The sequence below is a fragment of the Clostridium sp. UBA4548 genome, from assembly GCF_002387895.1.
Classification (GTDB): domain Bacteria; phylum Bacillota; class Clostridia; order Clostridiales; family Clostridiaceae; genus Clostridium_J.
Window position 1 is genome coordinate 57,645 of the sequence record NZ_DGLI01000051.1, and the last position, 26,862, is coordinate 84,506.

At 32.1% G+C, this 26,862-nt stretch carries 29 protein-coding genes; 24 read left to right on the forward strand and 5 right to left on the reverse strand.

What is annotated here, in order from left to right; translation table 11 throughout:
- Window positions 1-29 precede the first annotated feature (29 nt).
- Together B3040_RS19330 and B3040_RS19335 are read right to left on the reverse strand one after the other, a co-directional pair.
- On the reverse strand, window positions 30-905 hold the full coding sequence (locus B3040_RS19330; RefSeq protein WP_291576874.1) for an ABC transporter permease: 876 nt from the start codon (window positions 903-905) through the stop codon (window positions 30-32).
- Between the two features lies 1 nt (window position 906).
- Entirely contained in the window at window positions 907-2,142 is a 1,236-nt protein-coding gene (locus B3040_RS19335) for an ABC transporter substrate-binding protein (protein ID WP_291576875.1), read from the reverse strand.
- 212 nt (window positions 2,143-2,354) lie between these two features.
- On the opposite strand from B3040_RS19335, the gene B3040_RS19340 reads away from it, so the two are divergent.
- From B3040_RS19340 to B3040_RS19375, 8 genes are all read left to right on the forward strand, one after another.
- Complete coding sequence (locus tag B3040_RS19340; protein WP_291576877.1) at window positions 2,355-2,849, forward strand: rhodanese-like domain-containing protein; 495 nt, start codon at window positions 2,355-2,357, stop codon at window positions 2,847-2,849.
- A gap of 213 nt (window positions 2,850-3,062) precedes the next feature.
- Window positions 3,063-4,208: a (Fe-S)-binding protein gene (locus B3040_RS19345; RefSeq protein ID WP_291576879.1), complete on the forward strand. Its 1,146-nt coding sequence runs from the start codon at window positions 3,063-3,065 to the stop codon at window positions 4,206-4,208.
- 15 nt (window positions 4,209-4,223) lie between these two features.
- A complete protein-coding gene (locus B3040_RS19350) occupies window positions 4,224-4,913 on the forward strand; it encodes a TVP38/TMEM64 family protein (RefSeq protein ID WP_291576881.1) in 690 nt (229 codons plus the stop codon).
- Complete coding sequence (locus B3040_RS19355; RefSeq protein ID WP_291576883.1) at window positions 4,913-5,497, forward strand: CDP-alcohol phosphatidyltransferase family protein; 585 nt, start codon at window positions 4,913-4,915, stop codon at window positions 5,495-5,497. The genes B3040_RS19350 and B3040_RS19355 overlap by 1 nt, the downstream gene beginning before the upstream one ends.
- Before the next feature lie 499 nt (window positions 5,498-5,996).
- Window positions 5,997-6,458 (forward strand): GNAT family N-acetyltransferase, encoded by a 462-nt coding sequence (locus B3040_RS19360; protein WP_291576884.1) that lies wholly within the window; start codon window positions 5,997-5,999, stop codon window positions 6,456-6,458.
- A gap of 291 nt (window positions 6,459-6,749) precedes the next feature.
- Window positions 6,750-7,091: a PadR family transcriptional regulator gene (locus tag B3040_RS19365; RefSeq protein ID WP_017416670.1), complete on the forward strand. Its 342-nt coding sequence runs from the start codon at window positions 6,750-6,752 to the stop codon at window positions 7,089-7,091.
- Window positions 7,084-7,749 (forward strand): permease prefix domain 1-containing protein, encoded by a 666-nt coding sequence (locus B3040_RS19370; RefSeq protein WP_291576887.1) that lies wholly within the window; start codon window positions 7,084-7,086, stop codon window positions 7,747-7,749. The genes B3040_RS19365 and B3040_RS19370 overlap by 8 nt, the downstream gene beginning before the upstream one ends.
- Entirely contained in the window at window positions 7,746-8,681 is a 936-nt protein-coding gene (locus B3040_RS19375) for a DUF4097 domain-containing protein (RefSeq protein ID WP_291576888.1), read from the forward strand. The genes B3040_RS19370 and B3040_RS19375 overlap by 4 nt, the downstream gene beginning before the upstream one ends.
- A gap of 479 nt (window positions 8,682-9,160) precedes the next feature.
- Here B3040_RS19375 and B3040_RS19380 read toward each other — a convergent pair whose 3' ends face one another.
- The gene (locus tag B3040_RS19380; RefSeq protein ID WP_017416661.1) at window positions 9,161-9,262 is read right to left on the reverse strand and encodes a putative holin-like toxin; all 102 of its coding nucleotides are present in this window, start codon (window positions 9,260-9,262) and stop codon (window positions 9,161-9,163) included.
- A 411-nt stretch (window positions 9,263-9,673) separates the two neighbouring features.
- On the opposite strand from B3040_RS19380, the gene B3040_RS19385 reads away from it, so the two are divergent.
- From B3040_RS19385 to B3040_RS19415, 7 genes are all read left to right on the forward strand, one after another.
- A complete protein-coding gene (locus B3040_RS19385) occupies window positions 9,674-10,714 on the forward strand; it encodes a hypothetical protein (protein ID WP_291576891.1) in 1,041 nt (346 codons plus the stop codon).
- A gap of 40 nt (window positions 10,715-10,754) precedes the next feature.
- Complete coding sequence (locus B3040_RS19390; RefSeq protein WP_291576893.1) at window positions 10,755-10,937, forward strand: hypothetical protein; 183 nt, start codon at window positions 10,755-10,757, stop codon at window positions 10,935-10,937.
- A 181-nt stretch (window positions 10,938-11,118) separates the two neighbouring features.
- On the forward strand, window positions 11,119-12,027 hold the full coding sequence (locus B3040_RS19395; RefSeq protein ID WP_291576895.1) for a DUF2268 domain-containing protein: 909 nt from the start codon (window positions 11,119-11,121) through the stop codon (window positions 12,025-12,027).
- Between the two features lie 177 nt (window positions 12,028-12,204).
- Entirely contained in the window at window positions 12,205-12,462 is a 258-nt protein-coding gene (locus B3040_RS19400; protein WP_291576897.1) for a hypothetical protein, read from the forward strand.
- A 58-nt stretch (window positions 12,463-12,520) separates the two neighbouring features.
- The gene (locus B3040_RS19405) at window positions 12,521-13,411 is read left to right on the forward strand and encodes a helix-turn-helix domain-containing protein (RefSeq protein WP_291576899.1); all 891 of its coding nucleotides are present in this window, start codon (window positions 12,521-12,523) and stop codon (window positions 13,409-13,411) included.
- A 356-nt stretch (window positions 13,412-13,767) separates the two neighbouring features.
- Window positions 13,768-14,550 carry a GNAT family N-acetyltransferase gene (locus tag B3040_RS19410; protein WP_291576901.1) on the forward strand — a complete coding sequence of 261 codons (783 nt, stop codon included), beginning with the start codon at window positions 13,768-13,770 and terminating at the stop codon, window positions 14,548-14,550.
- Between the two features lie 288 nt (window positions 14,551-14,838).
- Window positions 14,839-15,237: a (deoxy)nucleoside triphosphate pyrophosphohydrolase gene (locus tag B3040_RS19415; protein WP_291576903.1), complete on the forward strand. Its 399-nt coding sequence runs from the start codon at window positions 14,839-14,841 to the stop codon at window positions 15,235-15,237.
- A gap of 96 nt (window positions 15,238-15,333) precedes the next feature.
- Here the strand turns inward: B3040_RS19415 and B3040_RS19420 are convergent, their stop codons facing one another.
- Window positions 15,334-18,234: a DUF3427 domain-containing protein gene (locus B3040_RS19420; protein ID WP_291576905.1), complete on the reverse strand. Its 2,901-nt coding sequence runs from the start codon at window positions 18,232-18,234 to the stop codon at window positions 15,334-15,336.
- A gap of 367 nt (window positions 18,235-18,601) precedes the next feature.
- Here B3040_RS19420 and B3040_RS19425 point away from each other — a divergent pair, with 367 nt between their 5' ends.
- The 3 genes from B3040_RS19425 to B3040_RS19435 all read left to right on the forward strand — a co-directional run bounded on the left by B3040_RS19425 (window position 18,602) and on the right by B3040_RS19435 (window position 20,306).
- A complete protein-coding gene (locus B3040_RS19425) occupies window positions 18,602-19,645 on the forward strand; it encodes a hypothetical protein (protein ID WP_291576907.1) in 1,044 nt (347 codons plus the stop codon).
- Between the two features lie 40 nt (window positions 19,646-19,685).
- On the forward strand, window positions 19,686-19,868 hold the full coding sequence (locus tag B3040_RS19430) for a hypothetical protein (protein WP_291576909.1): 183 nt from the start codon (window positions 19,686-19,688) through the stop codon (window positions 19,866-19,868).
- A gap of 204 nt (window positions 19,869-20,072) precedes the next feature.
- The gene (locus B3040_RS19435) at window positions 20,073-20,306 is read left to right on the forward strand and encodes a DUF4351 domain-containing protein (RefSeq protein ID WP_291576911.1); all 234 of its coding nucleotides are present in this window, start codon (window positions 20,073-20,075) and stop codon (window positions 20,304-20,306) included.
- A gap of 82 nt (window positions 20,307-20,388) precedes the next feature.
- Here B3040_RS19435 and B3040_RS19440 read toward each other — a convergent pair whose 3' ends face one another.
- Entirely contained in the window at window positions 20,389-20,874 is a 486-nt protein-coding gene (locus tag B3040_RS19440; protein ID WP_291576913.1) for a GNAT family N-acetyltransferase, read from the reverse strand.
- 310 nt (window positions 20,875-21,184) lie between these two features.
- On the opposite strand from B3040_RS19440, the gene B3040_RS19445 reads away from it, so the two are divergent.
- The 6 genes from B3040_RS19445 (at window position 21,185) to B3040_RS19470 (ending at window position 26,222) form a co-directional block, all read left to right on the forward strand.
- Window positions 21,185-21,535, forward strand: a complete 351-nt coding sequence (locus B3040_RS19445; RefSeq protein WP_291576915.1) for a DUF2200 domain-containing protein — start codon at window positions 21,185-21,187, stop codon at window positions 21,533-21,535.
- Between the two features lie 373 nt (window positions 21,536-21,908).
- Window positions 21,909-23,114: an aldo/keto reductase gene (locus B3040_RS19450; protein ID WP_291576917.1), complete on the forward strand. Its 1,206-nt coding sequence runs from the start codon at window positions 21,909-21,911 to the stop codon at window positions 23,112-23,114.
- 168 nt (window positions 23,115-23,282) lie between these two features.
- Window positions 23,283-23,843 carry a nitroreductase family protein gene (locus B3040_RS19455; RefSeq protein WP_291576920.1) on the forward strand — a complete coding sequence of 187 codons (561 nt, stop codon included), beginning with the start codon at window positions 23,283-23,285 and terminating at the stop codon, window positions 23,841-23,843.
- A gap of 430 nt (window positions 23,844-24,273) precedes the next feature.
- Entirely contained in the window at window positions 24,274-24,846 is a 573-nt protein-coding gene (locus B3040_RS19460; protein WP_291576921.1) for a bifunctional transcriptional activator/DNA repair enzyme AdaA, read from the forward strand.
- Window positions 24,833-25,750: a DNA-3-methyladenine glycosylase 2 gene (locus B3040_RS19465; protein WP_291576923.1), complete on the forward strand. Its 918-nt coding sequence runs from the start codon at window positions 24,833-24,835 to the stop codon at window positions 25,748-25,750. Before B3040_RS19460 ends, B3040_RS19465 begins: the two co-directional genes overlap by 14 nt.
- Window positions 25,734-26,222 (forward strand): methylated-DNA--[protein]-cysteine S-methyltransferase, encoded by a 489-nt coding sequence (locus B3040_RS19470; RefSeq protein ID WP_291576924.1) that lies wholly within the window; start codon window positions 25,734-25,736, stop codon window positions 26,220-26,222. The genes B3040_RS19465 and B3040_RS19470 overlap by 17 nt, the downstream gene beginning before the upstream one ends.
- Window positions 26,223-26,862: the final 640 nt, after the last annotated feature.

The following is a 26,862-nucleotide window of genomic DNA, read 5'->3' on the forward strand; positions in this document are numbered from 1 at the left end:
CTGTATTACTTTGTTGAGAGCAATAAGCTTTAATTTTCACCACCCCTTTGAGAATGGTTAGAGATTTTAAGGATTTTATCATATAAATATATTAAAATAATTGAAATACAGGTAAGTATTATGTTTATAACCATAGCATAAGGTCTACTGAATAGATCTGCTCCTGTATATTCCATGTAAGCTTTAACTGCTAGAGCCCTTGGAAAAGTAGGTCCTAAGAGATAGGGCACTTCAAAGGCTCCAAAAGAAAAGGCAAATATTATTATAAAGGCTGATAACATGGAAGGCAGGCAAAGGGGGAGCATTATATGGAAAAAAACTTGCCTTTTGTTTGCCCCAAGGTTTCTAGCAGCAAAATAAAGTTTATGATTTATGTCTTTTAATACAGTGTACACAACCATTGCTGTGAAAGGAATTTCCTTCCAAAGGTAAGTTAACATTATACCTATGCCCTGCCTATCAAAAATAAAAAGAGGCATATGTTCCATTGAATTTATAAACCTCAGTTTAAAAAGAAGCCTAGCTAAAATACCGCTTTGAGCTAAAATACTAAAGGCAGCTGATGCTGCAATAATGTGTGGCACTATTATTGGGAGTTTAAAAATAAACTTTTCTAGGGCTTTTCTACTACTGCTCATATAGACACAGAAGGCAAGAGTAGTACCTAAGAATAAGGCTATTAATGATGAAGTTAGAGAAGTTATAAGACTAAATCTTAAAGAACCCATAAAATCACTATGAAACAACACCTCTTTGTAGTAAGTAAGGGTTATTCCTTTCATTCCATAAGCTTTTGAATAACCAAAGCTCTCAAAAAGAGCATTGGTTATTCCTGGAATTAGTATAGCCAAAATCAGGGTAAGGGTCGGTAGCAAAAGCATATAAGGTTTAAGTTTTTCTTTCAATTTAATCTTCCTTTGCTACATTCTCAAGCCATAGTTTTTCTATTATTGGCACAAGTTCTGCTCTTAGCTCAGGAATTCTTTGTTTCAGCATAATATTCTGAGGTATGGAATCCTGACCTAATTTAATATTGTCAAAAAGTTTTTTCTCCTCAGTGTTTAGCTTGTCATAAGCAATTACAGGAAGGTCTCCCCAGTTTTTAGGATTATACTTTAAGGCTTGAGCTTCAGCGGTTAGTATTTCATTGATAACTGCCATAGCTCCAGCTTTGTTCTGAGAATTTCCTGCAATGGCAAGAAAGTGAGTATTGCCTACAGTTCCCTTATCTAAAAGCAGACTTTTAGTTCCAGAGGGAAGTTCCCCATTTTCTATTCTGCTTGTAGTGCCATAAGGATTATAGGTCATAGTAGTTAATACTTGCCCGTCAGCATACATACTGTCTAACTGAGCAACCGTTGAAGGATAGCTCTTACCCTGATTCCATAAGTAAGGTTTTAACTCCTTTAAGTAGTCTAAAGCAGGCTGAATAACCTTTTGAACTTCTTCTTTATCAGCTTTAACAGTTGTAAGCTTGCTAGTGTCAACCAGATTGCAGATTATAGTTCTAACAAAAGCACTACCTGTAAAATCAGGAGGGGCAGGGTAGGTGAACTTTCCAGGATTGGTTTTTACAAAATCCATAAGTTCATTGGTATTGTTAAAGGCTTTTGAGGTTTTATCAGAGTTATTAAGCATAACAAACTGTGCCTTTCCAAAAGGTACCTCATAGCCTTCTACAGGAAATCCAAAATCATGAGTAACCTCAGGAGAGGACTTATCTACCTTTTCCTTAAAGTTTGGTAGGTTATCAGAAAAAGGTCCGTAAAGTAGATCAGCTTTTTTTGCGTTATAAAAGTTTTCTCCATTTATCCAAACTATATCTATGGAACCTTCCTTGCTACCAGCTTGTTTTTCTGCTAAAAGTTTATTTAAGATATCATCAATATTCATAGGAACTCTTTTAAGGGTTATGTCATATTTGTCCTTAACTGCTTTTGCAAGGTAGTCATCAACCCATTTGTTAGTAAGCTCGTTGCCACCCCAGCCATAAAAGGTAACAGTTGTACCTTTAGAAGTTTTAAGTACAGCATCCCAGCTTGAAAGATCAACTTCTTTATTGGCTTCAGAAGTTTTTCCGCTACATCCAATAAAAGAAATTGCAGTAATTAAAGATAGAATAAATGTTAATAGACGTTTCAAATTTAATACCTCCAAACAAGTAATTGAGAATACAAACCTTAGTTATTATATCATAACTTTACCTGTATGTAGCACAATTGAACTATTGATAAAAGCAATGGTTAAGGGGTTGTTTATTATAAATTCCCATAAGGAATTATAGACAAGCTATGGTAATATAGTTATGGAATTTGATATTTTTGTTTACATATCCAAAATAGGAGGAAATAAGTATGAAAAAGATAATAAGCTTAGTAATGACAGCTGTATTAGTAGCAGGATTAGCTGTAGGCTGTTCAACAAAGAAAGATACAGGAGCAACACAAGCAGCAGGAACTCAACAGGCTTCAGGAACTCAACAAACTCAAACAACTGAAGCGAAATTTAAATATTACACAGCTGATCAGGTGAAGGAAAGCATTGAGAAGAAAAAAGATATGATTCTTTTAGATATTCAAGTAGAAAATGAGTATAAGGAGCATCATATAAAAGGTGTTATTCCAACTTATGCTTATCCAGTTAAGACTGATGAAGAGAAGAAAAAGCTTGATGGTGCACTTCCAAAGCTTGAAGGCAATGCACCTATAGTTATAGTTTGTCCAGGTGGAGCTGGTGGAGCTGAAAGAACTTATGAATATTTAAAGACAAAAGGAATAAAAGAAGAGAGATTATTTATTCTTGAAAAAGGACAAAAGGCATGGCCACATGCAGACCTTCTTGAAAAATAAATATAAGAAATTTAACGACATTTTGGAAGAATAATTCTCCTAACCTCTTTAGGTGGGAGTTCTTGACTAGAAAATAAGCTTTGGTGGGAATCAGACCTCCTTCCAAAGTCGTTGAACAAATGAACTTGTTCATTATTTAAAGAGGCCTCTATTTAGCAGTAGGTGTATACTAAACTAAATAGAGGTTTAGTTTTCGTTAAAGGAAGGAACCAGATGAAAGAGCTTAAACTATCAAATGAAATTAAAGAAAAGATAAAAATTGAAGAGAGTAAATGTACTGGCTGCAAGCTATGCATGAAGAACTGTCCCATGCTTCCTACTTATTGCAATACTCCAAAAGAGCTATTAAAGAATGCAGTAGATAACAAGGCAATAAGCGTTGAAATACCTTATTCTTGTGCCTTATGCGGCTATTGTACTGAGGTTTGTCCTAAGAAGGTTGATCTTAATGAACTATTTTTTCAACTTAGAAAATCAGCTGTAGTAGAAAATAAAGGAGTGCCAAAGGAGTTTGGGAGAACTTCGGTAAAATACCATCAAAAGAATAGTTTTTCAAAGGCTTTTACCACTGGTATAAAAACTTTACAAGACTCAACTGCTGAAACAGTATTCTTTCCAGGCTGTAGCTTAACGGCCTATAGCCCAGAGTTGGTTCTCAAGGTTTATAATTACTTAAATGAAAAACTTCCAGGCACGGGAATAATGCTAAAATGCTGTGGAAAGCCAACTCAATTCATGGGAGATGAGAATACCTTTCAGGAGTATTATTCAAAGGTGAAGGCTGACTTTGAGGCTGGAAAGGTTAAAGAAGTTATAACAGCCTGCCAAAACTGCTATAAAATAATAGTTAAACAAAGTCCTCATATTAAGGTCACCTCTTTATGGGAAGTTATTGCAAGGGAGGGTGTTCCAGAAGGAATAACCAATAGAACTAGAGAACTAGGTATAAGGTTTGCTCTTCACGATCCTTGTCCAACAAGAGACGAAGATAAAATTCATACCTCTATAAGAGAAATATTAGCTATGCTTGGTATAGAAATAGAGGAATTAAAGTATTCAAGAAGTAATACCTTATGCTGTGGCTCAGGAGGTATGCTGGGTGTAACCAACAACGATCTGGCACTAAAACACATGAAAAAAAGAGCGGATCAAGCTAAAGCAGAGCATTTTGTAACCTATTGTGAAGAATGTGTGCAGTCTCTTAAAAGAGGAGGAAAAAAAGCTGTTCATATTTTGGATTTGTTATTCAATGAAGAAATGTATGCAAGCAAGGACTTTAATCAAAGCAGTCAAGGTACTTTAAAAAGTTGGATAAACAGATATAATGGAGTAAGGCTTATTAATAAGCTGAATAAATAACAGGAGGCTGAAGTTATGAAAAACACATATATTAAAGGGATTAAATATATGGGCCTTATAGTAGCTATAGCTTTAGTTGTATATTTTTTAAACAAATTTGAGCTATTTAAAAACTACAATTCTAAGGATATTAAACTATTTTTAGATTCACTTGGGCTACTTGCCCCTATAGTTTACATAATACTATTTACCTTTGTGCCCCTAACCTTTTTCCCAGACTCTGTGCTTGCTATTGCAGGAGGCATGGCCTTTGGACTTTTAAGAGGAACTGTGCTAACCATAATAGGAGCCCTCTGCGGAGGCAGTTTGGCTTTTTTTATAACAAGATATCTAGGGCAGGAAGTTATAAAAAGATTTGTTAAAAAGGATATTTCAATATTAAGTAAGCATGCTAAGGAAAAGGGATTTTTAGTTGTTCTTATTTTAAGGCTAATACCATTGGTGCCTTTTGATGTAATAAGCTACAGTGCTGGCTTGTCTGAAATCAGATATAAGGATTTTTTATTAGCTACTTTATTAGGCATAATACCTGGAGTAGTAGTATTTTCAAATATAGGAGACAAGTCCTTAGAGGCAGGAAGTCCTGGATTTTATATATCTATAGCACTTCTTATAATACTTTTAGTTACATCAGTACTAGTTAAAAATAAGTTCTTTAAGAAAGGTATTGGAGACTTAGATAAAACTAGAGAGGAGAAGATTTAATGCTAGATACTTATGGAAGAAAATATGCAAACCCCATAATAGATAAAACTGCAAGGGCATTGCTGAAGGTTGGCTTAAAGCCCGACCAAGTTACAGGTATGGCTTTTTTTATAGGACTTTTGTCGGGGATTTTTCTTTATTTTCATTTAAACCTTGTAGCTGTAATTCTCCTATGGGTTTCAGGTTTTTTAGATGCTGTAGACGGAGCAATGGCAAGAATAAGTAAAAACACTTCAGCATGGGGAACACTTATGGACATAACCTTTGACAGAGCTGTTGAAATGGCTATAGTGATAGCTTTAGCTCTAAAGTTCCCTGAAGCTAGAATTTATCTACTAATTTTAACTATTTGCATTTTGTTTTCAATGACAATTTTCCTTACTGTAGGAGCTCTTTCAGAGCAGAAGGGCATGAAGTCCTTTTACTATCAAGCAGGTTTAGCAGAAAGGACAGAGGGGTTTATAATGCTTTCTTTAATGAGTTTACTAACTCCATATCTAACCATAATAACAAATATATTTTCCGCAGCAGTGCTGTTTACAGCGCTTCAACGTATGAGTGAAGCAAAAAAAATTTTAAAGTAATATAAGCATCATAGAAATAAAATTAGAAAAAATTTTAGTGAAACCTGTTATACAAAAACGAGGGTTTCACTAAGTTCAGATAAAATGAGGAGCAGAAAAGCAAAAAGTGAATATTACAGGGAAGTTACTTCCTTAAGGAATGAGCTATGAATACATAGGTGAGACTACAGAATTAAGCTCACAGAGAGTAAAGGAAATAGCTAAAGAAGTAATAAGTTAAAACATGAAGCCATGTAGGTAATACTACATGGTTTTTGTCATCTTCAAACAATGAACAAGTTAATTTTTGATTAGGAACTTTGGAAGCAGATTTAGACTGCTACCAACACAACTTATCTAGACTGAGCAACTGCCACTTTAGAAGATGGCAGACTTAAAGCTTCTAAAATGTTGTTAAACTTTTTACCAAAAACTTTATTGGGCAATAAACCTTTTGTTTTATAAATGTTATAATATGAATTATAATGTAAAAAATGGAACTTAACTATGGGGGTAATGAATGAGTATAAATTTTAAAGAAATTACTATAGAAAATTGGGAAGAATGCATTGAATTGAAAATTTCTAGGGAACAGGAAAAGTATCTTCCACATTCAAATCTTAAATCAATTGCAGAGTGGAAGTTTAATCCACATTGGGCTGCCTTAGGGATTTATATAAATGATAATATGATAGGGTTTTCTATGTATGGTACAGTACAAGATGATGATCCCACATATGATGGAACTATGTGGATTATGCGTCTGATGATTGATGAAAGATATCAGGGGAATGGGTATGGAAAATTAGCTTTAAGTCAATTAATAAAAAAAATTAAAAATCAGGAACAGTATGAAGATATATGGATTAGCTTCCATCCTGAGAGTAAGACAAATTTAAACTTATATTCATATTTTGGTTTTAAGCAAGTCATTACTGGTTTTGAAGCAGATGATGAAGTCTTTTATAAACTTGCATTATGATTTTAGTAAAGATAAACATACTGACTTATTTAATTTTTAAAAATGCCTTAGTAACTTCCAATGGTGAGTGGAAGAAATAGATTCTTAGAAAAAGAAAATAAATGGTAGGTTTCTAAAAAGCTAAGTCTTAAAGAATAAGATTTGGCTTTTTATTTTATAGTAAAGCTATAGGAAGATTTTATAAAATATATACATAAAAATAAAACATACCTTGACAGGTGAGGTATCTAAGAATATAATATATATATAATCAAAAAATGGGAAAATAACATGGCGGAGAGGAGTGACGGTATGTCAATAACCTCAGATATCATAAGAGGACATACAGAAACCATTATTTTATCATACTTGGCAGAAAAGGATAGTTATGGGTATGAGATTAATAAATCAATTCAACAAAAGACAGACAATAAATATGAGCTTAAAGAAGCAACTCTTTATTCAGCCTTTAGGAGACTAGAGGAAGCTACTTTAATTACTTCATATTGGGGAGATCAAACCACAGGAGCGAGAAGACGATATTACGCAATAACGCCACTTGGGAGAGCTGCATTGGAGCAATATAAAACAGATTGGGAAGATGCAAAAAAATTAATTGATACATTAATTTATGGGGGGAGTAAAAATGATTGAAAAGTTTCGTGTTAAGTTAAACGAATTATTTGAAAATGCGCCACAAACAAGTAGGGCAAGGGAACTTAAAGAGGAGCTACTAGCAAATCTTATGGATAGGTATAATGACTTGTTAGCTAGTGGGAAAAGTGAAGAAGAGGCTTTTAATATTGCCATAGCAGGTATTGGTGATATTGATGAAATAATAATAGGCCTAAAGGATAGTTATGAATTTAACCCAGAGCAGATGAGAAAAGATCGTGAAAAAAGAGCATTTATATTATCCACTTCTATAGGAATGTATATTATGAGTGTTGTTATTTTAATAATGCTTACTAGCGTGTTTAGAGTAAGTGGAGACGTTGCAATATGCATAATGCTAACAATAGATGCTTTGGCAACTAGTCTATTAATATATAATGCAGTTTCTCGTCCTAAATATATTAAGGCTGATGATACAATTGTTGAGGAATTTAAGGAATGGAAGTCAGCTAATAATACAGAAAAAGAAGTGATAAATTCAATAAAATCAATAATGTGGCTAGTTATAATAACTTTATATTTCCTTTTAAGCTTTACATTACGTATATGGTCATTTTCTTGGATTTTATTTATAATTGGTGCTGCAATTGAGAGAGTTATTACATTAATTTTTCAATTAAGGAAGCAAAGAGAATGAATAGAACTTTAAAAATTATAAGAATTGCCATGTGGAGCCTTGTTGCACTGGGATTAACAGCAATTTTGATCCTTGGTATTACTAATTCAAATGGAATCAGTGGGGTTTTTCATTTCACTAATATAATAGACTCTAATATTGCAGTTCAAAAGGACGAAAAGCTAGAGATAAAGGGCGTAAATAAAATAGTTGTTGATTTTTCAAGTAGTGATATAATAGTTAAGGTTACAGATGAAGATAAAATGAGAATAATTCAAAAATCAAGTAACAATTTAAAAGAGGATGAAAAATTTCAAGTAATACAAGGGAATAACCAAATCACCATAGAAAAAAGAAAGTTTGGGAATTTATCTAATACTTGGAGCTTTGGAAACTTTAAAGAAGTAATCGAAATATACCTTCCTAAAAATTATAATTCAGATTTAGATATTAAAACATCTTCAGGAGATATTAAATTCGATTCTGATATAATATTAAGTAATGCAAACTTTTCTGCTAGCTCTGGAGATATTGTATCAAAGTATAATTTACAGGTTAAAGGTATTAATATAGAAACTAGCTCTGGCGACATTAGTATAGAAACTTTAACGGCACCTACCTACAAAATAAAAGCCACTTCTGGAGATATTAGGATTAACTCACTAACTGGATCAGGTAAGGTTGACACATCTTCAGGGGATATTAAGGTAGAATACAAGGACATTGAAGAGTATTCAGAAATAACTGCTACTTCTGGTGACGTTAAGCTTATAATAAAAAAGGGCATAAGCTTTGAATTTAAAGGTAAATGCAGTTCTGGGGATATAAATTCTAACCTAGACTTAAATTACAAGGATGAAAATCATCATGAAGCAACTGCCAAGATTGGAAATGGTCCTTATAAGAAAATTAGCGTAAATACAAGTTCTGGAGACATCAGTATTTCTGATTAGATAATTAGAATATAATATAATAGCTATCTAACTATTATTAACAGTGAGACAACTAAAGAATCAAAGGAGTACTATAAACTTATATGGATTAAGAAGGAAAATTTAAAGCCTCTTAATTCCAGCTGTTGAGCTTTTAGTGACTGAAATTATAGAGATGGAAGATTCAATAATGGGAATGAGTCCACAGTTTATGGTTATATCATAAAATAAATTAGGAATAAAAAAGATTAGTAAATAAACTTAAATTATCAGGATTCAATAAACTTGCATATATTAGTTTTATAGAAATAATAAATATTAAAATTATATAGGTTTATTTTCTATCAAAATTTGATATAATATAAATAAGAAATACAAATAATAAAAAAAGTAGAGTGCGTCAACACTCTACTAATATACAATTCTAGTTGCTTAGGCAACTGGTATCACTAAATTTTTAGTTTATAAAAATAGTAGCTTCCAATTGCGAGTCGGGGCTACTATTTTTTTGATATTTTATCCATAAGTAACACTATAAAGGTTAATAGCGCCAATAGAAATAATCCACCAGTAAATAGTAACGTTAAAACATCATTACTCATTAAGTATCACCTCCCTTCAAAAAAGAGGTAAGTGATACCAGTAGCCCACGATTAACTATTGAATTGTACTTTACAATTATACCATAATTATGCAGGATATATACAGAGAAATAAAATGAAAAAAGCTTATGATATTCTTAGGGATGAAATACGTAAACCAATAAGTGAGAATAGTAAAAGTCTTCAAGCTGGGCTTCAGCAAGGTGACCACTGTTAAACTTTTGGTTAAAAAATGCTATAAAAAAGCTATTGTTACGATGATTCCTGAGCTCCCTTTGTGGTATATAGTTTAAGTACTAAACTGTATACCATAAAGGGAGCTTTTTAATAAGAATACATATCTTTTTATGCGAACATATGTTTATAAAACTAATTTTATGGCAATAATATTTAATGAAAGGAAGTGAGTTTATGTATTACTTAAAACATGGCAATGTAATAACTTTAGTTAGAGAAGAAGATTCAAATTATAAAAGTGATACAAATAATTCTAAAAAGACTTCATTAAATATGGATAGCATAATGAAGCGATTATTTACTCTTAAAAATAAGAAGCCTATTATTGATTTTCTAAACTCTATTTATGGTGATGACATTGGATATGATGCAGAGCTTTATTATCCCAATGTAGAAAACCTAAACAGAAATATAGACAACGGCATCTTAAGCTTTAGAGCAGATTTATATATTGAAGTTACATATAAGGATAAACTCTATGACTATGCCATAGAATTACAAACAAAATATGAAAAAGAAATGGCAATAAGAATTTTTAGATATGGCTTTGACAAAGCAGTTAAACGTTTTAAAGAGTTAAATAAAAACACAATAACCATCAACTTTCCAGAGCCTTATCTTATAGTGCTAGAAAAGGAAAAGGGGCTAGAGAATAAGATAACACTTAACATAAATTTCCCCAAGAGAGAAAGTATAAACTACGAAGTTAAGGTCTTAAAATATTGGGAGTATGATTTAAGTAGGTTATATAATGAGAACAAATATCTACTTTACCCATTACAGCTTTTTAATTATAGAAGATTTATGGAAAGATTAATGGAAAGTAAACAACCAGAACACCAGAAGAAGCTTAAGGTAGAAAAAATAAATGAACACATATTAGTAACAATAAAAAATACTCTTGAAGCTATCAGTGAGGCCTATAAATATGATAAAATTACCTTAGAAGATTATAATGAAATGCTAGCAGTAATACAGAATTTGAATGATTATTTTATAGATAACTATAATTACTATAAAGGATTAAGTAAGGAGGTTGAAACTATGTTTAAAAGTTTTTATGACCCAGAAGTTGAAAAAAGGGGTGAGGAGAAGGCAAAGGAAAATATAGCTAGAAATTTGCTAAATGATGGCTTAAGCTGTGAACGTGTTGCAAAAAACACTGGGTTAAGTATAGAGAAGGTTAAAGAATTAGCTAAAGTAATACTGAATTAGAATCTTAAATTATAAAGGTTTGAGCGAGGAGATTAAGACTATGTTTAAAAGTTTTTATGACCCAGAGGTTGAAAAAAGGGGGATGAAAATAGGAGCAGAAAAAAATGCAGAGCGTATAGCAAAAAATCTATTACTTAAGGGTTTTGATATTGAAATTGTGGCAGAAACAACAGAATTAAGCTTAGAAAAAGTAAAGGAACTTGCTAAAGAAATAGTCAATTAAAATGTCAAACCATGCGGGCAATACTGCATGGTTTTTGTTATCTTCAAACTTCATTTATCTCAAAATACAAGTAATTTCTATAAAATGCTTCAAATCAGTTTTGCCATCGGGTATGAGAAGTAAAAATCCTTGACATTAACCTTACGTAAAGCATTAAGCTGTTATATAGGGAGGCGATAGTATGGAGAAGTTAAGAGTCAACTTAATCAATAGCTTAGAGTTCTATGAGAAGTGCTTAGATGGAAAAGGTAGTGAGAATTCTTTCAGATATGAATTGATGCAGCCATTAAAAACAATGTGGGACTATTTAAATGTACCTTTAAAGGCAGCAACACCTAATGGATACGATGTTGTTATGGCATCAGAGATGTTAGGAATTTGGACGCCAAGAAAATCAATTCAGCAAGTAAGCAATAATTTACCAAAATTTATTGAAACTAAAATCTTTGAAGAATATGAAGAAGCAATAAAAAAGGGAGTTCGTGAATTTGAGAACATAGGTTATTCTATTCCACTAGAAGAAATTAATCTAAGTATTCTTTTAGGTGATGAAGATAGTAAAGAGATGGAAGCCAATAAAGGATACTCAGGATTTGGGGGAATACCTGGATATATTATGCTAATGGTTGTTCCTAATGAATTTAATAAAAATAGGTTAAAATCTGCTTTAGCTCATGAATTTAACCATAATGTTCGTTTTACTTTTGAACCATTTAATCATGGTGATGTGTCAGTTGAGGAATATTTGGTAATAGAAGGTTTAGCTGAATGCTTTGCAGAAGAAATCTATGGAACAGAATTCATAGGGCCTTGGATTGAAGATTTTGATGAAGAAGAAATGGAATACTCAAGGGAGGTAATTAAGGAGGGCAGAAAGACTAAAGGCTTTGGAGAAGTATCAGCTTATATGTTTGGAGATGAAGTTGCTAAAAAGCAAGGGTATAATCCAGTAGGTTTATCAGCTAATGCAGGCTACACAATTGGTTACCACTTAGTTAAGGAATATTTAGCTAAGAGTAAAAAGAACATTGCAGAAGCAACAATTACTCCTTCAGAAGAAATAATTAGCGTTTCTGGATTCTTCCATTAAGTATTTTAAGGCTTTTACAAATAGTAAACAACTTAATTACTTCAAATAAAATGTCCAAACAATTAAATTTATAATTGTTTGGACATTTTGACATTATTCAACAAATCTTTAAGTTTATAGGTGTTATAATATGAGTTATAATGTAAAAAATGGAAGTTATATGTGAGGGAAATTTAAATGTCATTTCTAGAATTTTTATTTGGTGAAGGTAAAAAGATTGATAAGCCAATATTTATTAAGGATTTTAGTAAAGAAAATAAGCAGCTTAGTGACTTAGAGGACTTATGTGAGAAGCTATCTAATAGTGAGAAGAAGGAACTCATTGAAAAGGATATCATGCTTCTTAAGCAAGGCTTAGTAGGAGAAAATCATGTTTACTTTGAACTAAAGAATTTCTTTGTGGTTCCACTTTATATTAAACAAAACGGTGCATAAAATGAACAGCAAATGAGTTTGTATTTTGCTATACTACAACTTGAAAGGGGGTAATTATATGTCATTTATAAGTGACTTTGAAAGTGCAATTGAATATATAGAAGAGAATCTTACCACTGATATAGAATTCAACATGATTGCACAAAAAGCAAAATGCTCTGTTTATCATTTTCAAAGAATGTTTTCTTCCTTTATTGGAATTCCATTGTCTGAATATATTCGTAGAAGAAGGATGACATTAGCAGCAATTGAGATTCAAAACACTGATAACAAAATCATTGATATTGCACAAAAATATGGTTATGATTCTCATTCATCGTTTACACGTGCTTTTCAGTTAATTCAAGGTGTGACTCCCTCAAAAGCGCGCGTTGTGGGAGTTCCATTAATGGCATATCCACCCATTGCCTTTCAATTAATATTAAAAGGAGTAGAAGCAATGCAATATAAAATTATTGAAACGCAAGCACACAAATTATTCGGAATGGATGTCGTTCAAACAGATGGATGGACGGAGGAAAATTACTTAGATTATGCTGACCGTGTTATTGAAAACGGTAGCCATGATGCGACAAATACTGCAGCTGGATTCCCTGGATTAGCATTGGAAATGATAGAAAAAAACCAGTGGGATGTAACAAAAATTCACTTGTTGCACGCTATTCACTTTTGGGATGAGACTGGAAACAAATATATGATGTATGGTTGGGAAGTACCTGAATCAAAATTAAATGAACAATTTACTGTTTTAGAAATACCAACTTCTTTATGGGTTGTTGTCATGGTTCAACTTGATGGAGACCGCTCCGCCATAGTTAGATGTTACAATGATTTGTATATGAACTGGTTCCCAACTTCAGGATATGAGCAAGCACCAGGACGTCCTGTTATTGAAAAGTATAATGATAAAAATGCTGAACTTTGGATGCCGATTAAAAAAATAATCTAATTACGGTAGCTAGTGGTGTAAATAACTTATAACTTAAGTTAATTTAGATTTTTGGTGCGGCCTCATCAATTATCAGTTACTAGAATATCTATTAGGAATAACTGGTAACTGAAGAGGCGGCCACGATATGTTTTTCTACAAAATTAAGAGCCTATTTCAAGTCATCTATTATGTCTTTTACAGCTTTAAGCACCCGCGATCCATCTAAGGGGTGCAGCTATAGCAGTGCTTTAGGAATAGTGTTTTATGTTTCAGACCTTGGTGAAAAGCAAGAATGGCACTTGCTAACGATACGGAGAACTGTATCATAAGTAACGTAGATATAATTAAGAAAAGATATTAAAAGGGGGAATTTGATGATACAAGTAGAGAAAGTAATATCACCAGAAGAAAGATTTATTTTGAATAAAGAGTATATTAAGACTTTAGCATCGCCAATAGATGGTTACTGGGAAAATGTAATTATTGGGAATTCCCAGTGCTATATAATTATTTATAATGGAAAGAAAGTAGGTCATTTTTTCGTCGATTCCAAAAAAACTTTAGTACAATTCTATACTTTTACAGAGCATTTTATACATGCACCAGAGATTCTTGAATATATTATTGTGAATAATATTGCCGAAAATGCTACAGTTTCTACTAAAGAGGCAGAGTTTCTATCTTTGTGTCTTGATTATCAGAAGAGTATATCTATAGATTGTTATCTTTTTACTGATAACAAAAATATAAAATATGAGTTGGCTAATTTTAAAGATGTGTCCTTTAAGTTAGCTAAAAGCAATGATATAGGCGCTATAAAAACAAAATGTGACCCTGCATTTGAAGGTTATTATGAAGATTTAATAGAAAATAATCAACTATTCGTACTATATAGTGGGGACATTCTACTAGGAATAGGTGAATTTAGAATATTTAAATCAAATGAACAATATGGTGATATAGGAATTATTGTAGCAGAGGAATATCGTAAAAAAGGTGTTGGAACACATATTATAACTCAGCTAAAGGAACATTGTTATAGAAATAATTTAAAGCCGATGGCTTGCTGCAACCCTAAAAATATAGCATCAAGAAAAATATTGGAAAAATCAGGATTCATCTGCAATCATAGAATTATATATGTAACTTTAAAGTGATGCTGCCATGAATTATCAACTTAAGGTAACACCAATCATATGAGTAATGAGTTTTTAAAAGTAATATTTAAAAAATACCAAGTAAAAAAATCTATGCTATAACCGTTACAAATAAGCGTAGAATGAGTGGTAGCAATAAAATAAATACCCTCATGAGTAATATAATTAAGGCAATTGTAAGGAAGTGTTGAACAGGGAATAAGCATTTTAATAATCATGCTACAATTTACAGTTGAAGATATTCAAAACTCCCTCCCAATATGTTAAACTATTGCCGAGGTGTTTCAAATGAAAAAACTAGTTAAAGTTGTAGGTGCAATTATTGAAAATAAAAACTCAGAGGTTTTATGTGCTCTTAGATCCACGAAAATGTCAATACCAAACCTTTGGGAGTTTCCTGGTGGTAAGGTTGAGCAGGGTGAGGAAATCAGTGACACTATAGTTAGAGAAATTAGAGAAGAACTAGGCTGTCACATTGAATTTAAGGAAATTTTTCATGATAATACTCATGAGTATGATAATTTTATTGTTAATTTAATTACGGTTAAGTGCCGTATTGTTGAAGGTGAGCCTATAGCATCGGAGCACGATAAGCTTATATGGCTTAAGAAGGAAAACTTAAAGTCCCTTAACTGGGCTCCAGCAGATGTGCCAGCTGTTGAGCTTTTGGGTAAGGAAATGCTATAAAAAAAGCTATAGCTACAATAATTCATGAGCTCCCTTTGTGGTATACAGTTTAAGCAATAATACTGTGCACCATAAAGGGAGCTTTTTAAAATCATGCTATACCTTTTTTACAAATTCATTATATAAGCTTTGAGGAATTTCATGTTCCAGTTTTAGGTGCACAGTAATTGGCTTTTCACCACTAAAGTCAAAGGTATCACCTTTACCAATGTAAATATAAGGCTCAACGCTTCCATCAATTTCTTTGTACTTTCTTATGAAAAGGTGGAGATTAATATTTCTATTCCTATTAAAAATGATATTTTTACCTCTTTCAGAACCTTGGGAGGTATTATTTGGTGTTTGCCACTGAAAAACTCTTCTGCTTATAAACTTATCTTGATAATTAATGCTTTCTTTTATATCCTCTTCTTTATGAAGGTCAATATAAAGGAAGTAATTATTACCATTGGTTATAAGACCGCTACCTCTGAAGGAGCTATGAATTTTAGTGTAATTAGAAAGTAGAGCGGCCTCCACCATTTGATATTGTTCATAAAGTTTAAAGAAGGGCATACCATGATAGTCAGTGCCAAATTCTTTTTCGTATCTTACTATGCCATAGTTAAGTACATCCTCAATGTAAAATCTAAACTTATCCACTGAAATTATAGCTCTAAATTCCTCTGTAGTATGTAAAGTACAATCTATAAGATTAAAGGATTTAATATTACTTTTAAGCTGCGAGGAATCATAAAACTCTCCATTTAAGAATCTAAAGCTATGGATAATGTCCTCATCCGACACAGTAGAAATGTACTTTAAGATTTCATTTCTGCCTTGTTCTAGGGAAATGCTGTGATGATTCAAGCAATATTTTATTATGGCAAATTCATAGACTCTTTTTAAAGGAAGCTTACTAGAAAGTTCTTTTAATAGCTTAAAGAAATCACTATTATAAAGTAAACCCTCTAATTCTTCATCCTTTTCCATTTTAGCTAAGAATCCTAAGTAAGTTTTTTCTCTTTTAATGAATTTATTAGGGTCAGGAGCTCCTTCATATTTAATGTAATCCATTAAGGAATAAGGCACCTTCCCATTACGCATTCTTTTAAATTCTAGATATTCCTCCTTTAAATACTTCATGGAGTTAAAGTTTTCATTATTAAGCTGCTGAAGTATTCTTTCTTGAGATATTCTATCCATTTGGATATGAGTGCACCCAGGAACACTGGCAAATTCAGTGGCAACTGCAACTTTTAAACTATCCTTGTCATAGAATCTAGATCCATTTAAAGCTATGGCAATTAGAAAAGCCTTATTGTGATTTCCTATAAAGTCCAAAACCGTTAAAAAGCTTTTATCCTGATGCTTTCTTAGACCTCTACCTAGTTGCTGTATAAAAACTATAGGAGAGTCTGTGGGTCTTAGCATTAATACTGTATTTATAGAGGGAATATCCACCCCTTCATTAAATATATCCACAGTAAAGATTACCTTTAAGTCATCCTCATCATCTTGAAGCCTATCTATGTATTTTTGTCTTTCTCCTGGTTTATCATCTCCAGTTAGGCATACACTGTTTATACCTCTTTTATTAAATTCCACAGCCATAAACTCTGCATGTTCAATACTAGCACAAAAGCCTACACACTTTAAGGAATCTCCATCATGACCATAAAAATTCATCTTATGGATGATAAAATCCACTCTTTCATTAATCTTCAGTCTCTTAGTAATTTCAGTAATATTATCAAGGCTAACTCCACTAAGATCTACCCCTTCTACATCGGTGATTCCAAAGTAGTGAAAAGGGATTACTAGGTTTAAATCTAGTGCTTCATGAAGTCTAACCTCTAAAGCCACGTTATTATCAAAGATTCCAAACACATCATCACTATCACTTCTCTCAGGAGTGGCAGTCATTCCAAGGAGAAACTTTGGCTTAAAATAATCTAAAATTTTCTTATAAGTTGGACTTGAAGCATGGTGAGCTTCGTCGATGATTAAATACTCAAACTCATGAGGATAAAATTCTTCTAAGCTATTGAATAGGGACATAGTTGAAGCAAAGAGATAATCTGCTTTCTTTTCTTTTTTAGCACCTGTTAAAAGTCCCATAGTTTTTGTTTTATTCTTGCAAAGTCTTTCAAAGGTACTAGCAGCACTTTTTAAAATCTCTTCTCTATGAACCACAAAAAGCATCTTTTCAGGCTTATAATTAATCACATCAAAGGCAGACATATAGGTTTTACCAGTACCTGTTGCTGCAATAACTAAGGCCTTATTTTCTCCATGTAATCTCAGTCTATGTAAGTTTTCTGTTGCCCGAACCTGCATAGTGTTGGGCTTTATAATTTTAAAATTATCAAATTCCACTGTTTTTCTTGAGTCAATAGCTTTAATTTCCTTAATAAAGTTTTTATAAGTTTCTAAAAAGGTGTCATCAACAATGTCAGTGCAATTCCAAAGACTCTCATACTCTTTTAGCACATCATGAGTAAATTCATTATCCTTCTTAGAAATAACCTTAACATTCCACTCTACATTGCTCTTGAAAGCCTTTTGAGTAATATTAGAAGAGCCAATGATGATTTTATACTCATCCTTATTTTCAAAAATATAAGCCTTAGTATGAAGCCCACTTTCCTTTGAAGCCACAAAAATCTTTAGATCAATATTATCAAAGGTCTTAATTTTCTCCAAAGCTTTAGGCTCCGTAAAGTTTAAATAGGTAGAAGTAATAATCTTCCCCTTAACTCCAGCATCCTCTAAATCCTTAAAGGTATCTAGTAGTAGCTGAAGGCCACTAAAATTTATGAAAGCCACACAAAAATAAAAGCTTTCACATTCCCTGAGACATTTTTTAAGCTCATTTAATAGATTACCACTTTCAGAGTTTACAATGAGCTTGTTATTAACTAAGTAGGAGTTATTTTCAATACCCTTTGGCTCCACAATTAAAGGTTTATTCTCTAAAATCTCCTGAGCAAATAACTTGCTAGCTATATTATCCATACCCTTTACCCCATATCCACAGTAATTCTAATAATATCATTAGTATATTGTAATTTTATCATGTTTAGCTTATTATCACCAGAAACATAGTAGATATATAAATACAAATATATTTTGCACAAACCAAGGACGCAGGTTTTATTTATGGTTTGGCTATTAATAGGTTCTGTGGAGGTAACATTACGCAAAATAAGCGAGTAGGATAATTGATTTTTTCACCAGGCCTAAGTTGCTTTTAATTTATTAAGTAATTCAGAAATATTGGTGTAACTTAAATTTTGGACATATAAGGTTTGAAAATATATACGAACATATGTTTATGAAATTGATTAAATGGTAATAATATTTAATGAAAGGAAGTGGGTTTATGTATTACTTAAAACAGGGAAATGTAATAACCTTAGTTAGAGAAGAAGATTCAAATTATAAAAGTGATACAAATAACAATTCTAAAAAGACTTCATTAAATATGGATGGTATTATCAAGAGACTATTCACCCTTAAAAACAAGAAGCCTATTATTGATTTTCTAAATTCTATTTATGGTGATGATATTGGATATGATGCAGAGCTTTATTATCCCAATGTAGAAAACCTAAACAGAAATATAAACAACGGCATTTTAAGCTTTAGAGCAGATTTATACATTGAAGTTACATACAGAGATAAACTCTATGATTATGCTATAGAATTTCAAACTAAATATGAAAAAGAGATGGCAATAAGAATTTTTAGATATGGCTTTGATAAAGCAGTTAAAAGTTTTACAGAGTTAAATAAAAATACTATAACTATCAACTTCCCAGAACCTTACCTTATAGTATTAGAAAAGGAGGAGGGGTTAGAGGATAAGATAACACTTAGAATCAATTTTCCAAAGAAAGAAAGTATAAACTATGAAGTTAATGTCTTAAAATATTGGGAGTATGATTTAGGTAGGCTATATAATGAGAATAAATATCTACTTTACCCATTACAGCTTTTTAACTATAGAAGGTTTATGGAAAGGTTAATGGATAGTAAACAACCAGAACACCAGAAGAGGCTTAAGGTAGAAAAGATTAATGAACACATATTAGTAACAATAAAAAATACTCTTGAGGCTATCAGTGAGGCCTATAAATATGATAAAATTACCTTAGAAGATTATAATGAAATGCTAGCAGTAATACAGAATCTAAACGATTATTTTATAGATAACTATAATTACTATAAAGGATTAAGTAAGGAGGTTGAAACTATGTTTAAAAGTTTTTATGATCCAGAGGTTGAAAGAAGGGGCGCACAGAAGGAAAAAGAAAATATAGCAAGGAACTTTCTTAGGGATGGAATAAGTTGTGAACTTATTGCTAAAAATACAGGATTACCTCTAGAAAAAGTAAAGGAGCTTGCTAAAGAAGTGTTAAATTAGAATCTTAAATTATAAAGGTCTAGGTAAGGAGATTGAAACAATGTTTAAAAGTTTTTATGATCCAGAGGTTGAAAAAAGAGGGATGAAAATAGGGGCAGAGCAAAGTGCTGAGCGTATAGCAAGGAACTTACTTAGAGATGGATTAAGTTGTGAAAGTGTTGCAAAAAATACAGGGTTGAGTATAGAAAGAGTTAAAGAATTAGCTAAAGAAGTAATGAATTAAAAGACGAAGCCATGTGGTAAGTATCGATACGCTCCCTTTACGGTACATAGTTAAGTAATAATACTGTGCGCCATTAAGGGAGCTTTTTAAGATTTGACCTAGGCTAATATAATCGAAAAGTTAAAATGCATGTCTTTACTCTATGCTCTCTTTGAAAAGTTTGGAGATAGGGAAAGTAAGAAAAAGTTTATGGAGGTGTTTACAATGACTGAAATTGGTAGGATGATAAGAGAAAATGGTAAAGAGGAAGGGAAGCTAGAAGGGAAAATAGAAGGAAAAGCAGAGATGCTTATTAAATTATTAATCAAAAAATTTAAATCCTTACCTGAAGAGTATAAAAATAAAATTAAAGGTCTCCCTGAGGAAACTATAGAAGTTATTGCAACAGAGATTTTTGATATAACGAGCTTGGATGAATTAAAACAGTATTTTGCTTAATAATAGTTAGAAAGATTTACAAAAAATAAATATAGGTTTGGGTGAATTAACTAAGAGCCAGGCGGAAACATTCTACCTGGCTTTACTTATCTATAATTTCAATAAAATTGAACTTTTTATATAAATTGTAGGCAGGTGTATTATCCATGTGAACATCTATAATAAGGTCTGTTACATTGCTTGCACACATATCATTTATACATTGAGATAATAGTGTAGAGCCAATACCTTTATAACGATATTCTGGTGAAATATGTAATGAGTAAATATGTAATAGTTTCTCTTTTTGGGGTAGTCCTATTAGAATACCAATAGTTTCATTATTATCATGTGCAGTGATAATATATCTATTAGAAAAATCACCCAAAATACCCTTTTGAAGATTACTAATAAACTTATCTGGATTTAGTCCTGCAGTATCTGGGTCTAATATTCCTACTATAAATTTTGATAGGTAGCACTTTAGTTTTTCTTCTAATTCTATACCCTCTAAAAGTAATTTCTTTACTTGAAACTGAGATGAAATTTCTACGGGCTTAAGTGAAGTTTTTTTCAGTTGAATTCTCATTGATTTACCCTCCTATTTTTACAATAATATTTTATAATTCCAAACAAACTGCAAGTAAATTATACCATGACATACTAAATGTGGATATTGCAAAGCCATTAATTCCATGTAAGGATCAAATAATTCATCACCTACAAATGTTATAAAAGTGGTGAAATAATACTCCTATAATGTTAAAAGGGAATTTATAGGAAGTAGAACTTTTTATAGGATTCACAAAAAGAATAAGCATAATTTTCACTTAAATGAATTATTTTTGTGATATAATAGAGAAAATTATATAATAAAATTATTTAAGTGAGGATTTTTTATGACCAAACATAATATATATACAATGAGTATTGCAAGAGTGTATCCTCTTTTGGTTGCAAAGGCAGAGAAAAAGGGACGTCAAAAATCAGAAGTGGATGAAATCATCTGTTGGCTCACAGGATATAGCCAGGAAGAATTAGAATCACAACTAGAAAAAGAGACAGACTATGAAACTTTCTTTGCTGAAGCTCCTAAGCTTAATCCTTCAAGGAATTTAATCAAAGGTGTGGTTTGTGGTGTCAGGGTGGAAGATATGGAAGAATCAACTATGAAAGAAATTCGCTATTTAGATAAACTTATCGATGAGTTAGCAAAAGGAAAAGCCATGGACAAGATTTTGAGAAAATAATAACTAAAAAGAATAAGCACTGATTTCATGTAAAGAAGTTCTATTAAAGTTTATACTTTTGTAATTAGGGTTGTGATTATTTAATAATTGCTAAAAAGTATTTTTCTTACTAGAACATATATACAATACAAAGAAACAGTGTTTTTTTGAATCCACAATATTAGTATTAATTATAGAGAAACCACTTCAACATTTGAAATATTACTTCCAAGAAGTGATTTCTCCCAAAAAATCAGCACAAAATAATATCAATTCCTTTCAAGCTCAAATTACTGTAATTATATAAGATATTTAAAATATCAATAGATTTTCAGACTTAAAAATATTGCACTTGTTGAGCTTGTATATCTATAAATATAAGGGGATGTACTGAATGGGATCAGAAGAAAGCAAAAAAGTTATGCAGTACAGGACAGATAAAAAAGGCAACAAAATATCTATCCTTGGTTATGGTTGCATGAGATTTACGAAAAAAGGTACTAGCATTGATTTGGACAGAGCTGAAAAAGAAGTGATGGAAGCCATTGAAAGTGGTGTGAATTATTTTGATACGGCTTATGTTTATGGAGGAAGTGAAGTAACCCTTGGGGAAATACTTAAAAGAAATTCCTGCAGAGAAAAAGTGTATATTGCAACCAAGCTTCCGCATTACATGGCTAAATCCAAAAGCAGCCTGGAAAAATATTTTCAAGAACAGCTAAAGAGGCTTCAAACAGATTATGTGGATTATTATTTAATGCATATGCTCACAGATGTGGATACCTGGCAGCGTTTAAAAGCTTTAGGAGTAGAACATTGGATAAAGGAAAAAGTGGATAGTGGTCAAATCCGAAATATAGGGTTTTCCTATCATGGAAATACTGATATGTTTATAAAATTAGTAGATGTCTATGATTGGGATTTTTGCCAAATTCAATATAACTATATTGATGAGCACAGTCAGGCTGGTAGAAGAGGCCTTGATTATGCAAGTAAAAAGGGGATACCAGTTATTGTAATGGAGCCACTTAGAGGTGGAAGACTTGTAAACCTGCTTCCAGAAAAGGCAAAGGATATTTTCAAGCAGGATTTAAGAAAACGTACTCCTGCTGAATGGGCCTTTAGATGGTTATGGAATCAAGAGGCAGTTACTTCAGTTTTATCTGGCATGAATTCTCTTGAAATGGTAAGAGAAAATATAAAAGTTGCCTCTGACGTTAAAGTTGGTGAGTTTTCAAAGGAAGATTTTGCTTTAATAGATCAGGTTAAAAGCGAGATAAATAAGAATATAAAGGTTGGATGCACAGGTTGTGGCTACTGCATGCCTTGTCATAAGGGGGTTGACATTCCTGGAGCTTTCCACAGTTACAATATGATATACTCAGAAAATAGAAAATCAGGTTGGCGTGATTATATAATGTGTACTGTAATGAGAAAGACACCAAGTAGTGCATCTCAGTGTGTAGATTGTGGAAAATGTGAAAAGCATTGCCCTCAGAATATTGAAATTCGTAAGGAACTAAAAAATGTAAAAAAAGAACTTGAAACCCCAGTGTATAAGATTGCCAAAGCAGCAGTGGGATTATTTAAGTTGTGGTAATAGGCTTTGTAAAATACTAAGTTTAGACATAGATATTAATCTTATAGGAAAAGACCATACAGAAACCAAGGTATGAGTAGTTTATAAGATAAGTGATGACTTTCATTACCTACATTTATGAAAGCAGTATTATTAAATTAGTATATTAAAAATAAGGAGTGGATATATATGACAAATCAAGTTATGGACATAATCAAAGCTCGTAGTAGTATCAGAGCATACAAAGGAGAATCTTTAACTGAGGAGCAAAAAACAGTTCTTCAGGAAGCTGCACTTGCTGCACCAAGTGCTATGAACCTTCAGCCATATAGGTTCATATTTATTAACAATAAGTCTGTTTTAGAGGAAATGGAGCAGGATGTTGTTGATTTTTTTGTGGCAATGGGTAATAAGGAAGTAGTAGAGCGCTTAAAATCTAGAGATAATAAGGTGCTTTATAATGCTCCTTGTGTTATTGTTATTGCAATTGAAGAGAAGAATTCCTATGCAAAAGTTGATGCTGGAATAGCAGTGGAGAATATTGCTTTAGCTGCAAAATCAATAGGTTTAGATAGTGTTATTCTTGGAATGCCTGGAGTAGTTTTTAGTGGCGAAAAGGCTGAATACTGGAGAAACCGCATTAATATGCCTGAGGGCTATGTTTATGGAATTGGTATAGCTGTTGGCTATGCTGACATGGAAAAAGCACCTCATGAAGTTGATCCATCAAAAATAATTACTATTGATTAAGGAATCTTAAGAAAAATAAATAAGTCAGTATGCGGGTCTATTTTGAGTTGTACTGCATTATAGAAAATCTTAGATAGGTCTACTAGCTGCAGGACTTAGTTCCTTGTGGGCACTAGCTTCCTTGTGAGCACAAGATTACTTGTGAACATAAGCTTGCTTATGAACTCAAAATATCCTTCACAGCTTTGACTTGTTATTTGTTTTAACATGCCTAACACTTTGAAAGCTATATGCTTAAGTATTAATACTAGAAAACTAGAAATTTAGAAACCCTCAGCCTTGTAATTTAGGACTGGGGGTCTTATTTTAGAAGGAGTACCATAACAGCAAGAATGAGGACGAAATGAACATGAGTTACTTGTTAAAATGAACTCAGCTAATATTATTAGAAAAGAAAAATGCACAACCTAAGGTGAAAGGAAGTGGTTAAATGGTGAAGAAAATTAATCTCTCCTTTGAAGAGATGTGGGAGAGAATCATGGCTTGTGATAGTAAATATGATGGCCTATTTTTTACAGCAGTTAAAACAACGAAAATTTACTGTCGTCCTTCATGTAGGTCAAGAAAGCCCAAAAAGGTAAATGTGGAATTTTATCAGGATATAAAGGCAGTTGAAGAAGCGGGTTACCGTCCTTGTAAAAGATGTCAGCCTGAAATTGAGCTATCCCCACATCAAGAGATTGTGAGAAATATCATTACCTTTCTAGTTAATAATTATATAAAAGACTTAAAATTGAAAGATATATCGGAAAGTGTTGGGTTAAGTCCTTATTATTTAGAGCGTTTATTTAAACAAGAAACCTCTGAGACTCCAAGGACATATCTAGAAAAAATACGTATTGATAAAGCTGGTCACCTTCTTAAAAGTACCACTTTGACCAACCTTGAGATTTGCTATGAAGTGGGATTTCAGAGCCCTTCAAACTTTTATAAAGCTTTCAGAAACTTGAAAGATTGTTCACCTAGCGAATATAGAAAGGGGCTTCAAAATGAATTGGATTGATCATGAAACTTATATAGAGATACTTCCACCAAAGGAGTTTAATTTTCAGGAGTGTTTAATCTTTTTAGGAAGATCTAATCAGGAAGTACTTCATAAAATTAAAGATGGCTCTTTATACAAACTAGTAAAGGTAGAGGAAGCCCTAATCTTTTGCAAAATTAGTTATAAAAGCAACTCCATAAGAGTAGAATTTCCAGTAAGCAAACCATCTAGTTACCAGCGGGAAAAAGTAGGAGAGTATATTTGGGAATGGTTTGACTTAGACCAGAATTTACAGGACTTTTACCAAATGGCTAGTGAAGATAAAGTTTTAAATTTAATTGTACATAAATATTATGGCTTACGGATTATGTGTATTCCAGATTTATTTGAGGCTTTAGTATGGGCGATTATTGGACAGCAAATTAACTTAACCTTTGCTTACACCTTAAAGGAAAGATTTGTTGAAGAGTTTGGTGAATTTATAACCTTTCAAGGGGAAAAGTTTTGGGTATTCCCTTCATTTGAAGCTATTGCAGCCTTAAGTGTTGAGGATTTAAAGAACCTTCAATTTACCACTAGGAAGGCTGAATATATTATTGGTATTGCTAAGGATATGAAAAGTGGAAATTTAACAAAGGAAATGCTAAGGGAGAAACAAGATTATCATGAGGTAAAGAAAGTGCTAATGAATATAAGAGGTATTGGACCATGGACAGCAGATTACGTAATGATGAAATCTTTGCATGAAACCTCATCTTTTCCAATTGCAGATGTTGGTCTACATAATGCCTTAAAGATTTTATTAGGACTTAAGGAGAAACCAACTATAGAAGAAATAAAAGAATATGCAGTAAATTGGGAAGGTTGGCAAGGCTATGCTACCTTTTATCTTTGGAGGTCGTTATATGATAAAGAAATATAAGTTACACTATGAATCACCCATTGGCATAATAGAAATAGTAGGGAGTTTCGATGCCATCAGCTCCATAATGTTTATAGAAGAAAATAATAAAATAAATTCATTACAAGTTGAAACCCCTCCAGTTTTAATAGAATGTTATAACCAATTGGAGGAATACTTTAAGGGGCAACGTTATGATTTTACATTTCCCTATGAGTTTGAAGGAACTGAGTTTCAAAAAACAGTTTGGAAGGCTCTAACCAAAATACCTTACGGCGAAACTGTAGCTTACCAGCATATTGCTCGTTCAATTGAGAATGAAAAAGCAGTTAGAGCTGTAGGCAGTGCAAATGGGAAAAATAAGTTAAGTATTGTGATTCCTTGTCATAGAATTATCGGGTCTAACGGAAAGTTAACTGGTTATGCAGGTGGTTTATGGAGAAAGGAATGGCTCCTTAATCATGAAAGAGAATTTAAAAAGGTCAGGGCTTAAAGCCTTATTAACCCTTAGTTTTTGATTAACTGGCAGAAACTAAGGGTTATTTTAATGGAAATAAAAAATCTATTAATCTTACTTATAGGTATATTGATGAAAGGCATCATAATATAATTAAAAGTACAACATTATCATAAGTATTGGGCATTTTAAATAATTGGTATATAAAGAAATATTAATTAGAGCTGTGAAAAATCATCAAATATAAGTCAGATAAGCTTTCACTGGCTGAATTATTGTAAAGATAATCTACAATTTGCAGAAGTTATTTACTTGTAACTATTGGGGTAAGCTGATAAGAGAAAAGAGAAAAGAGAAAAGAGAAAAGGGGAAATCTCCTTACTTCTGAGAATACCTTGACAAAAGGATAATGATTGAATACAATTAAATTTAGAACAATTGAAATTTAACCATGTGAAATACCATAAACATATATACAATACTAAAGGAAAAACTAGAAAAAATTTAACTTAGGTACAACATAAGCTATAAAAATCTAAATTAAGGGTTTCAAGAAGGAATTTTAACTTATTCAGTATGAATGAATCTATATCCAATAACCTATTAAGGGAACCAGGTTAGGACTCACGCGTAAGTTAAGTTTTAAATTTGGTTTCCTATATAGGGTTCCTTGGTC

Coding starts and splice junctions, on each gene's coding strand:
- B3040_RS19430 (WP_291576909.1), top strand. CDS start 19,686: ATGTTTAAAAGTTTTTATGATCCAGAGGTTGAAAAAAGAGGGATGAAA.
- B3040_RS19370 (WP_291576887.1), top strand. CDS start 7,084: ATGATTGAAAAGTTTCGTGTTAAGTTAAACGAATTATTTGAAAATGCG.
- B3040_RS19465 (WP_291576923.1), top strand. CDS start 24,833: ATGAATTGGATTGATCATGAAACTTATATAGAGATACTTCCACCAAAG.
- B3040_RS19340 (WP_291576877.1), top strand. CDS start 2,355: ATGAAAAAGATAATAAGCTTAGTAATGACAGCTGTATTAGTAGCAGGA.
- B3040_RS19455 (WP_291576920.1), top strand. CDS start 23,283: ATGACAAATCAAGTTATGGACATAATCAAAGCTCGTAGTAGTATCAGA.
- B3040_RS19410 (WP_291576901.1), top strand. CDS start 13,768: ATGATACAAGTAGAGAAAGTAATATCACCAGAAGAAAGATTTATTTTG.
- B3040_RS19380 (WP_017416661.1), bottom strand. CDS start 9,262: ATGAGTAATGATGTTTTAACGTTACTATTTACTGGTGGATTATTTCTA.
- B3040_RS19440 (WP_291576913.1), bottom strand. CDS start 20,874: ATGAGAATTCAACTGAAAAAAACTTCACTTAAGCCCGTAGAAATTTCA.
- B3040_RS19445 (WP_291576915.1), top strand. CDS start 21,185: ATGACCAAACATAATATATATACAATGAGTATTGCAAGAGTGTATCCT.
- B3040_RS19435 (WP_291576911.1), top strand. CDS start 20,073: ATGACTGAAATTGGTAGGATGATAAGAGAAAATGGTAAAGAGGAAGGG.
- B3040_RS19470 (WP_291576924.1), top strand. CDS start 25,734: ATGATAAAGAAATATAAGTTACACTATGAATCACCCATTGGCATAATA.
- B3040_RS19400 (WP_291576897.1), top strand. CDS start 12,205: ATGTCATTTCTAGAATTTTTATTTGGTGAAGGTAAAAAGATTGATAAG.
- B3040_RS19365 (WP_017416670.1), top strand. CDS start 6,750: ATGTCAATAACCTCAGATATCATAAGAGGACATACAGAAACCATTATT.
- B3040_RS19390 (WP_291576893.1), top strand. CDS start 10,755: ATGTTTAAAAGTTTTTATGACCCAGAGGTTGAAAAAAGGGGGATGAAA.
- B3040_RS19425 (WP_291576907.1), top strand. CDS start 18,602: ATGTATTACTTAAAACAGGGAAATGTAATAACCTTAGTTAGAGAAGAA.
- B3040_RS19460 (WP_291576921.1), top strand. CDS start 24,274: ATGGTGAAGAAAATTAATCTCTCCTTTGAAGAGATGTGGGAGAGAATC.
- B3040_RS19450 (WP_291576917.1), top strand. CDS start 21,909: ATGGGATCAGAAGAAAGCAAAAAAGTTATGCAGTACAGGACAGATAAA.
- B3040_RS19395 (WP_291576895.1), top strand. CDS start 11,119: ATGGAGAAGTTAAGAGTCAACTTAATCAATAGCTTAGAGTTCTATGAG.
- B3040_RS19360 (WP_291576884.1), top strand. CDS start 5,997: ATGAGTATAAATTTTAAAGAAATTACTATAGAAAATTGGGAAGAATGC.
- B3040_RS19355 (WP_291576883.1), top strand. CDS start 4,913: ATGCTAGATACTTATGGAAGAAAATATGCAAACCCCATAATAGATAAA.
- B3040_RS19375 (WP_291576888.1), top strand. CDS start 7,746: ATGAATAGAACTTTAAAAATTATAAGAATTGCCATGTGGAGCCTTGTT.
- B3040_RS19345 (WP_291576879.1), top strand. CDS start 3,063: ATGAAAGAGCTTAAACTATCAAATGAAATTAAAGAAAAGATAAAAATT.
- B3040_RS19420 (WP_291576905.1), bottom strand. CDS start 18,234: ATGGATAATATAGCTAGCAAGTTATTTGCTCAGGAGATTTTAGAGAAT.
- B3040_RS19385 (WP_291576891.1), top strand. CDS start 9,674: ATGTATTACTTAAAACATGGCAATGTAATAACTTTAGTTAGAGAAGAA.
- B3040_RS19415 (WP_291576903.1), top strand. CDS start 14,839: ATGAAAAAACTAGTTAAAGTTGTAGGTGCAATTATTGAAAATAAAAAC.
- B3040_RS19350 (WP_291576881.1), top strand. CDS start 4,224: ATGAAAAACACATATATTAAAGGGATTAAATATATGGGCCTTATAGTA.
- B3040_RS19405 (WP_291576899.1), top strand. CDS start 12,521: ATGTCATTTATAAGTGACTTTGAAAGTGCAATTGAATATATAGAAGAG.